At 72.1% G+C, this 11,636-nt stretch carries 11 protein-coding genes; 7 read left to right on the top strand and 4 right to left on the bottom strand.

The window, feature by feature from the left end:
• Positions 1 to 197: 197 nt before the first annotated feature.
• Positions 198 to 1,181: a heme o synthase gene (locus POD19_RS09595; RefSeq protein WP_036315269.1), complete on the top strand. Its 984-nt coding sequence runs from the start codon at positions 198 to 200 to the stop codon at positions 1,179 to 1,181.
• A gap of 87 nt (positions 1,182 to 1,268) precedes the next feature.
• Here POD19_RS09595 and POD19_RS09590 read toward each other — a convergent pair whose 3' ends face one another.
• From POD19_RS09590 to POD19_RS09580, 3 genes are read right to left on the bottom strand one after another with little or no spacing between them, the layout of a single operon-like run.
• Positions 1,269 to 2,285 carry a COX15/CtaA family protein gene (locus tag POD19_RS09590; protein ID WP_119217296.1) on the bottom strand — a complete coding sequence of 339 codons (1,017 nt, stop codon included), beginning with the start codon at positions 2,283 to 2,285 and terminating at the stop codon, positions 1,269 to 1,271.
• Between the two features lie 42 nt (positions 2,286 to 2,327).
• Complete coding sequence (locus POD19_RS09585) at positions 2,328 to 3,104, bottom strand: ABC transporter permease (RefSeq protein ID WP_036315265.1); 777 nt, start codon at positions 3,102 to 3,104, stop codon at positions 2,328 to 2,330.
• A complete protein-coding gene (locus POD19_RS09580) occupies positions 3,101 to 4,066 on the bottom strand; it encodes an ABC transporter ATP-binding protein (RefSeq protein WP_223247537.1) in 966 nt (321 codons plus the stop codon). The genes POD19_RS09585 and POD19_RS09580 overlap by 4 nt, the downstream gene beginning before the upstream one ends.
• 50 nt (positions 4,067 to 4,116) lie before the next feature.
• Between POD19_RS09580 and POD19_RS09575 the strand changes: the two genes are divergently transcribed.
• From POD19_RS09575 to POD19_RS09555, 5 genes are all read left to right on the top strand, one after another.
• The gene (locus POD19_RS09575; RefSeq protein ID WP_306452712.1) at positions 4,117 to 4,902 is read left to right on the top strand and encodes a helix-turn-helix transcriptional regulator; all 786 of its coding nucleotides are present in this window, start codon (positions 4,117 to 4,119) and stop codon (positions 4,900 to 4,902) included.
• 76 nt (positions 4,903 to 4,978) lie between these two features.
• Positions 4,979 to 6,451, top strand: a complete 1,473-nt coding sequence (gene sufB, locus POD19_RS09570; RefSeq protein ID WP_063189240.1) for a Fe-S cluster assembly protein SufB — start codon at positions 4,979 to 4,981, stop codon at positions 6,449 to 6,451.
• A gap of 1 nt (position 6,452) precedes the next feature.
• Positions 6,453 to 7,691, top strand: a complete 1,239-nt coding sequence (gene sufD / locus POD19_RS09565; RefSeq protein ID WP_036315255.1) for a Fe-S cluster assembly protein SufD — start codon at positions 6,453 to 6,455, stop codon at positions 7,689 to 7,691.
• Between the two features lie 46 nt (positions 7,692 to 7,737).
• The gene (gene sufC, locus POD19_RS09560) at positions 7,738 to 8,502 is read left to right on the top strand and encodes a Fe-S cluster assembly ATPase SufC (RefSeq protein ID WP_135040051.1); all 765 of its coding nucleotides are present in this window, start codon (positions 7,738 to 7,740) and stop codon (positions 8,500 to 8,502) included.
• A 1-nt stretch (position 8,503) separates the two neighbouring features.
• A complete protein-coding gene (locus tag POD19_RS09555; protein ID WP_070708819.1) occupies positions 8,504 to 8,830 on the top strand; it encodes a metal-sulfur cluster assembly factor in 327 nt (108 codons plus the stop codon).
• A gap of 108 nt (positions 8,831 to 8,938) precedes the next feature.
• Here the strand turns inward: POD19_RS09555 and ypfJ are convergent, their stop codons facing one another.
• The gene (gene ypfJ / locus POD19_RS09550; protein WP_069941298.1) at positions 8,939 to 9,886 is read right to left on the bottom strand and encodes a KPN_02809 family neutral zinc metallopeptidase; all 948 of its coding nucleotides are present in this window, start codon (positions 9,884 to 9,886) and stop codon (positions 8,939 to 8,941) included.
• Positions 9,887 to 10,007: 121 nt separating this feature from the next.
• On the opposite strand from ypfJ, the gene abc-f reads away from it, so the two are divergent.
• A complete protein-coding gene (gene abc-f, locus POD19_RS09545) occupies positions 10,008 to 11,606 on the top strand; it encodes a ribosomal protection-like ABC-F family protein (protein ID WP_060974284.1) in 1,599 nt (532 codons plus the stop codon).
• The last annotated feature ends 30 nt before the right edge of the window (positions 11,607 to 11,636 follow it).

Here is an 11,636-nt window from a genome sequence, read left to right as displayed (position 1 = left end):
GCGGGGCCGTCGTCCCAGCCTAGCCGCGCGACGGCGGGGCGGGCCCGACCGGGCGCCTCATGACATGCTTCGCCCCCGGGCGAACAGCCGTTGACACGAGTAGACTGGGTCAAGGCCTGACCGCAGGCGGACCGCCCGAGTGGCCGATCCGAACCCCGGGACGGGCACGCCCACCGTCCCCTCACCGTGAGAAGCAGATGTCATCCTCCCTGGAGTCGCCGTCCGCCGCCCGCGTCGCCGCCGCCGAGCCCGGCGTCGTCGACCGGTCCCCGCTGCCCCTGCGCCGCAAGGTCCGGGCGTACGTCGAGCTGACGAAGCCCCGGGTGATCGAGCTGCTGCTGGTGACCACGCTGCCGACCATGATCTTCGCGCAGCGCGGCTTCCCGGACGTGCTCACCATGATCGCCACGCTCGTCGGCGGTGCGCTCGCCGCCGGCGCCTCCGGCACCTTCAACTGCTACATCGACCGCGACATCGACCGGGTCATGAAGCGCACCGAGAACCGGCCGCTCGTCACCGGCGAGGTCACCCCCCGCGAGGCCCTCGTGTTCGCGTGGGTGCAGACGGTCGTGTCCATCCTGATCCTCGGGTTCGGCGCCAACTGGCTGGCGGCCGGCCTGGGTGTGGCCGCCATCTTCTTCTACGTGGTCGTGTACTCGCTCGTGCTCAAGCGCCGCACGGAGCAGAACATCGTGTGGGGCGGCATCGCCGGCTGCTTCCCCGTGCTGATCGGCTGGGCGGCCGTGCGCGGGACCGTCGAGTGGCCGGCCATCGTGCTGTTCCTCGTGGTCTTCCTGTGGACGCCCCCGCACTACTGGCCGCTGTCCATGAAGTACAAGCGCGACTACCAGCAGGCCGACGTGCCGATGCTCGGCGCCATCGCCTCCGCGCGCCACGTCTCCAACCAGGTCGTGCTCTACGCGTGGGCCACCGTGGCCTGCTCCCTCCTGCTCGTGCCGATGGGCTGGGCCGGCATCGTCTACACCGCGGTCGCGCTCGTCGTCGGCGGCTGGTTCATCTGGGAGTCCCACGTGCTGCAGGTGCAGGCCCAGCGCGAGGACTTCGAGGACCGCAAGGCCATGAAGGTCTTCCACCTCTCCATCACCTACCTGACGCTGCTGTTCATCGCCCTGGCCGTGGACCCGTTCGTGGGTGCGCCGCTGATGCACTTCGGCGCCTGAGCGCCGGTCCGCCCCCAGCGCTCCCCGGGACGCCGACGACGACGGCCCCGCACCAGCCGGTGCGGGGCCGTTCGCGTGCGCGGGGCGTCAGCCCGCGGCGACGGTGCGCGGGGGCGTGGCGGTCTCGACCGCGGCACCGGGTCCGGCCGTGACGTAGCGGGCGACCTGCCGGTCCCAGGCCTCCGTCGCCGACGCCACGAGCAGTGCCGAGCCGAGCATGTGCAGCAGGACCACACCGATCGGCAGGCCCGTGAAGTGCTGGGTGTAGCCCACGGCGGCCTGGAACACGAGGGCGAGCAGGAGCCGCAGCACGGCGGCGCGCTGCAGGCGGGAGGCGCCGGCCGCGCGGCGCACCGTGAAGAACAGGACCAGGGCGGCCGCCAGGAGCAGGTACACCGGGATCACGTGGATCCGGGTGACCAGCAGCGGGTCGAACTCGTGGCGCGGCGAGCCGGGGTCGCCGGAGTGCGGGCCCGTGCCGGTCACCACGGTGCCCAGGTACACGGCGGCCCACGTCAGCGCGAACGCCGCCCAGGCGGCGGCACGGGACCGGACGGTGGTGGCGCCGTCCACGAGGGGCACGCCCGCCCGGCCGGCGCGGCGCTCGGCGGCGATGCGCACCACGAGCAGGGTCGCCACGGCGACCATGATCGAGGACACGATGAAGTGACCGGCCACCCACCACGGGTTCAGATGCGTCAGGACCACGACGCCGCCCACGAGGGCCTGCGCGGGGATGCCGGCCAGCAGGCCCACGGAGAGCCAGAAGGGGCTCCGGTGGGTGCCGCGCAGGTTCCACAGGGACAGGAACATGGCGGCGGCGATGACCACCAGGACGAACGTCAGCGTCCGGTTGCCGAATTCGATGTAGCCGTGGATGCCCATCTCTGGGGTGTTGGTGAGGGACTCGGGTGAGCACTTGGGCCACGTGGGGCAGCCCAGGCCGGAGCCGGTGAGGCGCACGGCGCCGCCGGTGACGATGATGCCGATCTCGGACGCCAGGGACGCCACGGCGAGGGCCATGGTGGCCTTCGTGAGGCGCTGCGGCAGGCGGGCGGCGAGCCCGGCCGGGGCGGTCCCGGCCGCGGGGGTGGTGGTGGACACGGTGTCCTTCCGATCGTTCGATGCAGGGGGACGGGGAACGGCTCAGGGCCGCCAGCGGAACCAGCGGAGCGCGGCCGCGACGGCCACGGCGCCCCACAGGGTGAGCACGAGCAGGGGGACGGGCGACCAGGCCCCGTCCAGGAGGGCGGCCCGCAGGGCCGTGCCCAGCGCGCCGGAGGGGAGCAGGTCCACGCCGGGCACCCGCGCGGGGAACACCGTGCCGCCGACGGCGCCGAACAGCACCCACAGCAGGTTGGCGACGGCGAGGGTCGCCTCCGGCCGGGCCGTGCCGGCGAGCAGCAGCCCGAGGGCCGTGAAGGCGGCGGCCCCCAGCGCGAGGGCGACGAGGGCCGGCAGGATCCCCTCGGGGTCCGGACGCCAGCCGAGCGCCAGGCCGACGCCGCCGATCACGCTCACCTGCACCAGCAGGAGGGCCACCACCGCCAGGGCCTTGCCGGCGACGAGGCCGAGCGTGCCCAGCGGGGTGGTGGCCAGGGCGGCGAGCACGTCGTAGCGACGCTCGAAGCCCGTGGCGATCGCGGTGGCCGTGAACGCGGAGCTGATCACGGCCAGGGCGAGCACGCCGGGCACGGCCACGTCCAGGCCCGAGCGGCCGGGGGCGTCCAGCAGGCCGGTGACGTGCACGCCCACGAGCGCGAGCAGGGGCAGCACCACGGTGACGAGCAGCTGCTCGCCGTTGCGCAGCGCGGTGCCGGTCTCGTAGCCGGCCTGACGCAGGACGCGGGCGGCCAGCGGGGCGGCGCCGGCGTGGGCTCCGGTGCCGGCCGGGGCGCGGTGGTCGACGACGGGCGTGCTCATGCGGCGGTCTCCCGGAGGATCTGCTCGAGGCGCAGTCCGGCGCGCTCGAATCGGGTGGGCATCAGGGCGTGCTCCCGCCAGCTCGCGGCGAGGACGGCCAGGTCGTCCGGGCCGCGGACGCCGGCCACGCGCAGGCGGGCGGACTCGTCGAGGCCGGCCGCGCGCAGCGGCGCGGGCAGGGTGTCGGCCCAGGCGCGGACGGCGTCGGGGGAGGCGTCGCCGAAGTCCACGTCGACGACGTCGCCCTCGGCCACGCGCGTGAGCTCGGCCAGCGAGCCGGAGCGCACCACGCGGCCGGCGCGCAGGATGGCGACGTCGTCCGCGAGCCGCTCGGCGTCGTCGAGCAGGTGCGTGGTCAGCAGCACGGCGGCGCCGCGGTCGGTCTGTTCACGCACGACGTCGTGCACGACGGGCCGGGTCTCCGGGTCGAGGCCCGCGGTGGGCTCGTCGAGGAACAGCATGTCCGGCCGGCCGACGAGGGCGGCCGCGAGCGCGACGCGCTGGCGCTGGCCACCGGAGAGGCGGCGCAGGGGGCGGCCGGCGACCTCGGCGATCAGCAGGCGCTCCAGCAGCGGCTCGACGGGCAGCGGGTCGCGGTACAGGGACGCCACGTGGCCGACGAAGCGGCGGGCGGGGATCGCGGGCGGCAGGCCGCCCTCCTGCCACATCACGCCGATGCGGGCGCGCAGGTCGGCGGAGGCCCGCCACGGGTCTGCGCCGAACACGCGCACGGTGCCGGCGTCGGGCCGGTCCATGCCGTGGCAGAGGCCGAGGGTGGTGGACTTGCCGGCCCCGTTGGGGCCGAGCAGCACCGTGACGGCGCCGGCACGGGCAGTGAGGTCGACGCCCCGCAGGACGGGGGTGCGGGACCGGCCGCGGCCGAGGCTCCGGTGGACGTCGCTCAGGCGCAGGACGGGCTCGTCGCGCGGCACGGGATCCGGGGTCAGGGGAGGTCGGGGCACTGTGCCAGTCTAGTCCTCGGGCCCTGCGACCCCGGCTCGTGGGGCCGGGGGTGCCCGGGCCTGCGGCGGGTTCCGCCGTGGGCGTCATCAAGCCAGGTGAGCCTCACTTGAACCGTTCCAGATCAATAGGTCATGATGGCGTGGTGTATTCGGATCAGTCTGCGTCGCCCCCCGCTCCGGCCCCGGCCGAGGGCACGCGCGAGCGTGTGCTGCAGCTGGTCCTGACGCGTGGACCCGTGAGCGCGGCCGAGATCGGCCGCGAGCTGGAGCTGACCGCGGCCGCCGTGCGCCGCCATCTGGACGCGCTCGAGGAGGACTCGCTCGTCGAGGTCAAGCGGGTCACCGCGGCCCGCGGCGCGGGACGGCCCTCCCGCCGCTACGTGGTCACCTCGCACGCGCAGGAGCACCTGCCCAAGGACCACCTCGCCGTCGCCCTGGACACCCTGGCCCGCCTCGAGGAGCTCGGCGGGGAGGAGGAGGTGCGCCGCACCGCGCGCCACGCCTTCCGCGAGATCGAGGAGCGCTTCACGGCCGCCGTCGACGGCCGGGAGACCGCGCTGCAGGACCGCACCCGGATCCTCGCGCGGGTCCTCGACGAGGCCGGCTACGCCGGCACGCTGCGCCACTTCGGCGCGGGCCTGGCGCCCACCCTCCGCGCGGACCAGGTCTGCCAGGGGCACTGCCCGTTCCAGGGAATTCCCGCGCGCCATCCGGAGTTCTGTGAAGAGGAGACCGCGCTGTTCGCCCGCCTGCTCGAGGTGGACGTGCGCCGGCTCTCGACCCTCGCCGCCGGCGCCCACGTGTGCACCACACATGTGCCGCTGGGCCGCGACTGAGCCGCGCGGGCCTCGCCCCGGCTCCCGCCGACCACCCGACCGACCCCGACCGCAGTGACTAGTGAGAGAGGCTGAGATGACCGACCAGATCGTCCAGCGGGACTCCGCGGAGACCGCCGACCCCGGCGTGATCCAGGAGATCCTCGACAAGAACCCCGAGCTCAACGCCATCGGCGCCTACCAGTACGGCTGGGCCGACTCCGACGCGGCCGGCGAGAAGGCCGTCCGCGGTCTGAACGAGGACGTCGTGCGCGACATCTCCGGCAAGAAGGACGAGCCGGAGTGGATGCGTGACCTGCGCCTCAAGGCCCTCAAGTACTTCGAGCGCAAGCCGATGCCGGCGTGGGGCCCGGACCTGTCCGGCATCGACTTCGACAACATCAAGTACTTCGTGCGCTCCACCGAGGGCCAGGCCAAGACCTGGGAGGACCTGCCCGAGGACATCCGCAACACCTACGAGCGCCTGGGCATCCCCGAGGCCGAGCGCGAGCGTCTCGTGGCCGGCGTCGCCGCCCAGTACGAGTCCGAGGTCGTCTACCACCAGATCCGCGAGGACCTGGAGGAGCAGGGCGTCGTGTTCCTCGACACCGACACCGCGCTCAAGGAGCACCCGGAGATCTTCGAGGAGTACTTCGGCAGCGTGATCCCGGTCGGCGACAACAAGTTCGCCTCCCTGAACACGGCCGTGTGGTCCGGCGGCTCCTTCGTGTACGTGCCCAAGGGCGTGCACGTGGAGATCCCGCTGCAGGCCTACTTCCGCATCAACACGGAGAACATGGGCCAGTTCGAGCGGACGCTGATCATCGCGGACGAGGACTCGTACGTGCACTACATCGAGGGCTGCACCGCCCCGATCTACCAGTCCGACTCGCTGCACTCTGCCGTCGTCGAGATCGTGGTGAAGAAGAACGCCCGCGTGCGCTACACCACCATCCAGAACTGGTCCACGAACGTGTACAACCTCGTGACCAAGCGCGCCGTGGTCGAGGCCGGCGGCACCATGGAGTGGATCGACGGCAACATCGGCTCCAAGGTGACCATGAAGTACCCGGCCGTGTACCTGACCGGCGAGCACGCCACCGGCGAGACCCTCTCCGTCGCGTTCGCGGGCAAGGACCAGCACCAGGACACCGGCTCCAAGATGGTGCACATGGCCCCGCACACGAACTCCTCGATCGTGTCCAAGTCCGTGGCCCGCAGCGGCGGCCGCGCCGCCTATCGCGGCCTGGTGCAGATCGCCGAGGGCGCGAACGGATCCGCCAACTCGGTGGTGTGCGACGCCCTGCTCGTGGACACGGTCTCCCGCTCCGACACGTACCCGTACATCGACATCCGCGAGGACGACGTGACCCTCGGCCACGAGGCGACCGTCTCGAAGGTGTCCGAGGAGCAGCTCTTCTACCTCATGAGCCGCGGCATGTCCGAGGATGAGGCCATGGCCATGATCGTGCGCGGCTTCATCGAGCCGATCGCCCGCGAGCTGCCCATGGAGTACGCGCTCGAGCTCAACAAGCTGATCGAACTGCAGATGGAAGGATCGGTGGGCTGACATGACCGACACCGTGGAGAACACCCAGCGGACCATGATCCCGGGCATGGGCGAGGAGGGCGAGAAGCTCACCGCCGCGCAGAACCCGGCCGCCCGGGCCGGGGGCCGGGAGCGCAACGCCGCGGGCTCGCGCGCCGATCGCCTCAGCTCCTTCGAGCTGTCCGACTTCCCCGTGCTCACGGGGCGCGAGGAGGACTGGCGCTTCACCCCGCTCAAGCGCCTGGGCGGGCTGCACCTGCCCGAGGGCGACGACGCGCGCCTGACCGGTGCCGCGCCCGCCGTGACCGTGGCCGAGCAGGCCGGCGTCACGGTGGAGACCGTGGCCCGCGACGACGCCCGCGTCGGCTCCGTCCTGACCCCGGACGACCGCGTGTCCGCCGCGGCCTGGAACTCGGTCTCCGAGGCCACCGTCGTGACGATCTCCGGCGAGGTCGCCGAGCCGGTGCGCATCGACGTCGTCGGCTCCTCCGCCGACCCGGCCGCGATGCACCTGACCGTGCTCGTGGAGGAGAACGCGCAGGCCGACGTCGTGATCGCCCACCGCGGCACCGCCGTGCTGGCCCAGAACGTCGAGTTCGACGTGCGCCGCGACGCCCGCCTGAACGTGGTCGCACTGCAGGCCTGGGAGGGCGATGCCGTGCACGTCTCGGCCCAGCAGGCCTCGGTCGCGACGAACGCGCACTTCAAGCACGTGGCCGTGTCCTACGGCGGCGGCGTGGTGCGTCTGACCCCGACCGCGCGGTTCGCCGCGGAGCGCGGCGAGGCCGAGATGTACGGCCTGTACTTCGCCGACGCCGGTCAGCACCTCGAGAACCGCCTGTTCGTGGACCACAACCAGCCGGACTGCGTCTCGAACGTGCTCTACAAGGGCGCCCTGCAGGGCACGGACGCGCGCACCGTGTGGGTGGGCGACGTGCTGATCCGCAAGGAGGCCGAGGGCACGGACACGTACGAGAAGAACCAGAACCTGCTGCTCTCCGACGGGGCGCGCGCGGACTCGGTGCCGAACCTGGAGATCGAGACCGGCGTGATCGAGGGTGCGGGCCACGCGTCCGCGACCGGCCGCTTCGACGAGACCCAGCTGTTCTACCTGATGGCCCGCGGCATCTCCGAGACCGAGGCCCGCCGCCTGATCGTGCGCGGCTTCCTCAACGAGATCATCCAGAAGATCGGCATCGGCGACGTCGAGGACGAGCTGACCGCCGTCATGGAGGACGAGCTGCGCATCGCGCAGCTCTGACCGACGCCCCGCAGACCCCACCGCCTTCCACCCGAGGAGAACCACCATGGCAACCCTGCAGATCACCGACCTGCACGTGCAGATCGCGACCGAGAACGGCCCCAAGGAGATCCTGAAGGGCCTCTCCCTGACCATCGAGACAGGCGAGACCCACGCGATCATGGGCCCGAACGGCTCCGGCAAGTCCACCCTGGCCTCGACCATCGCCGGCCACCCGCGCTACGAGGTCACCTCCGGCTCCATCACCCTCGACGGCGAGGACGTGCTGGAGATGGGCGTCGACGAGCGCGCCCAGGCCGGCCTCTTCCTGGCCATGCAGTACCCCGTGGAGATCCCGGGCGTCACCATGACCAACTTCCTGCGCACCGCCAAGACCGCGCTTGACGGCGAGGCCCCCTCGCTGCGCACCTGGACCAAGGACGTCAAGGGCGCCTTCGAGGCCCTGCAGATCGACCCGGCGTTCATGAACCGCAACGTCAACGAGGGCTTCTCCGGCGGCGAGAAGAAGCGCGCCGAGATCCTCCAGCTCGAGCTGTTCAAGCCCACGTTCGCGATCCTCGACGAGACCGACTCCGGCCTCGACGTCGACGCGCTGCGCATCGTCTCCGAGGGCGTCAACCGCGCCCAGGCGCAGAACGAGATGGGCACCCTGCTGATCACCCACTACACGCGGATCCTCAACTACATCAAGCCGGACCACGTGCACGTGCTGGTGGACGGCCGCGTCGCCGAGTCCGGCGGCCCGGAGCTCGCCGAGCAGCTCGAGGCCGAGGGCTACGCCCGCTTCGAGAAGGCCGCGGCGGGGGCCTGAGATGACGGAGACCGCGAACCAGGTGCCCACGGAGGACATCCGTGAGGCCCTCAAGGACGTGATCGACCCGGAGCTGGGCGTCAACGTCGTGGACCTGGGCCTGCTCTACGGGCTGCACTACGCCGACGACGGCGCGCTGCTCGTGGACATGACCCTGACCACCGCGGCCTGCCCGCTCACGGACGAAATCGAGGACCAGGTCTCCCGCGCGATCGGCACCATGGTGGACGAGTGGCGGCTGAACTGGGTCTGGATGCCCCCGTGGGGCCCCGAGCGGATCACCGAGGACGGCCGCGACCAGATGCGCGCCCTCGGCTTCAACATCTGATCCGGTCCGGACGACGACGGCGGCCCGTCACCTTCGCGCAGAAGGTGACGGGCCGCCGTCGTGGTGGGGGAGTGCGGACGGGCCGGCAGGCGCCCCGGCGCTCCCGGCTCAGATGTCCAGGGAGGAGGCCCGGAACGTGTCGCACTGGCGGATGTCGGGCTCCTGCTGGGAGCTCTGGTAGCCGCGCATGAACCAGGCCATGCGCTGCTCCGAGGTGCCGTGCGTGAACGCCTCGGGGTCCACCCGGCCGGTGTGGGTGGACTGGATGCGGTCATCGCCCACGGCGGAGGCCGCGTCGATGGCCTGGCGCAGCTGGTCCTGCGAGATCGGCTTCAGGAACGGCGCGCCGGACTCGGGGTCCACGGTGGAGGCGGCGTGCCCGGCCCACATGCCGGCGAAGCAGTCGGCCTGCAGCTCTGCGCGCACGGCGCCGGAGGTGGGGCCGGTGGTCCCGTCCTTGGAGTGCTGCAGGTAGCCGGTCACCTGCTGAACGTGGTGGCCGTACTCGTGCGCCACGATGTACTCCTCCGCCAGCGGTCCGCCCTCGGCGCCGAAATCGGTCTGCAGCGTCTCGAAGAACGCGGTGTCGAAGTACATGGACTCGTCCGCCGGGCAGTAGAACGGGCCCGTGGCCGAGGAGGCGCTGCCGCAGCCGGTGCTCACGCCGCCCTGGAACAGGGTCAGCTGCGGCTGGCGCCACTGGATGTCCGAGAACTGCGCGAGGTACTCGCCCCAGAACTCGTCCGCGGCCTCGGTGGTCGCGATGACGCGGCAGTCCGTGTTCTGGTTGGCGTCCGCACCGCTGGCGCACTCCTCGTCCGAGAGGGGCTGGCTCTGGCCGCCCGAGCCCGTCTGCTGCTGGTACTGGCTCTGGCCGACGGACCCGCCGCCCGTGTCGATCCCGAGCTGCTCGGCCAGCCCGGGGGCGAAGATCGCGAGCAGCAACGCGAGCAGGCCGCCGCCACCGCCGATGGCGATGCCCCGGCCCCCCAGCCCGCCGCCACCGCCCGATCGGGCCCGGCCGGCGTCGATCTGCACGTTCTCGTTGAAGCTCATGGGGCCAGAGTGTAGACGGACTAGACTGGCCCGGCACCGCACTGGCCCCCGCCCGTCGAGATCGGCCGGCCCCGCCGGTGCACCCCTGTCCTTCCCTCGACCCCTGGAGTCTGACACCCCCATGCTGACCGTCACCGATGTCGAACTGCGCGTGGGCGCCCGTCTCCTCATGGACGAGGTGAACTTCCGCGTGGACAAGGGGGACAAGGTCGGCCTCGTGGGGCGCAACGGCGCCGGCAAGACGACGCTGACCAAGGTCCTGGCCGGCGGTGGGCAGCCCACGGCGGGCACGGTGACCCGGACCGGGCGCATCGGCTACCTGCCCCAGGACCCCAAGGTCGAGGACATGGACCAGTCCGGCCGCGACCGCATCCTCTCCGCCCGCGACCTGGACCAGACGATCCGCCGCATGCGTGAGGCCGAGGCCGGGATGGCCGCCGTCGACGACGCCGAGCGGGAGCGGGCGATGAACCGCTACTCCCGTCTGGAGGCGGAGTTCGAGGCCCGCGGCGGCTACGCGGCCGAGTCCGAGGCCGCCCGGATCACGTCCAACCTCGGCCTGCCGGACCGCGTCCTGGACCAGCCGCTGCACACCCTCTCCGGCGGCCAGCGCCGCCGCGTGGAGCTCGCCCGCATCCTCTTCTCCGACGCGGACATCATGCTGCTGGACGAGCCCACCAACCACCTCGACCACGACTCGATCGTGTGGCTGCGCGACTACCTGAAGACCTACTCCGGCGGCCTCCTGATGATCTCGCACGACGTGGAGCTCATGGAGATGACCGTGAACAAGGTCCTCTACCTGGACGCGAACCGGCAGACCATGGACGTCTACAACATGACGTGGAAGAACTACCTCGCCCAGCGCCAGCAGGACGAGGCGCGCCGCCGCCGGGAGTTCGCCAACGCGGAGAAGAAGGCCTCGGCCCTCATGGCCCAGGCCGAGAAGATGCGTGCCAAGGCGACCAAGGCCACCGCCGCGCAGAACATGATCAAGCGCGCCGAGCGGCTCATGCGCGGCGTCGAGGGCGAGCGCGCGGTCGACCGCGTGGCCGCGATCCGCTTCCCCACCCCGCAGGCCTCCGGCAAGACGCCGCTGCGCGCCGAGAACCTCTCCAAGTCCTACGGCTCGCTCGAGATCTTCACGGGAGTGGACCTGGCGATCGACCGCGGCTCGCGCGTGGTGATCCTGGGCTACAACGGCGCCGGCAAGACGACGCTGCTGCGCATGCTCGCCGGGGAGGAGACCCCGGACACCGGCGAGGTCCAGGCGGGCCACGGGCTCAAGCTGGGCTACTTCGCCCAGGAGCACGACACCCTGGACCAGGACGCGTCGGTCCTGGACAACATGCGCCACGCCGCCCCGCAGCTCGGCGACACCCAGGCGCGCACGCTGCTCGGATCGTTCCTCTTCCAGGGCGACGACGTCGACAAGCCCGCCCGCGTCCTCTCCGGTGGCGAGAAGACCCGCCTGGCGCTGGCCACGCTCGTGGCCTCGAGCGCGAACGTGCTGCTGCTGGACGAGCCCACGAACAACCTCGACCCCGCCAGCCGCGAGGAGATCCTGAACGCGCTGCAGCAGTACGAGGGCGCCGTGGTGCTCGTGACCCACGACGAGGGCGCCGTCGAGGCGCTCGACCCCGAGCGCGTGGTGCTGCTGCCGGACGGGGTCGAGGACCTCTGGAACGACGACTACAGGGACCTCATCACCCTCGCCTGAGTGCGCGGGCCGCCGAGGCGGAGGGCGGGC

This window comes from Micrococcus sp. GPGPB33, from assembly GCF_037853785.1.
GTDB lineage: Bacteria > Actinomycetota > Actinomycetes > Actinomycetales > Micrococcaceae > Micrococcus > Micrococcus luteus.
The sequence above is the reverse complement of the archived record's forward strand: the minus strand, read 5'-3'. Positions and strand labels throughout refer to the sequence as shown.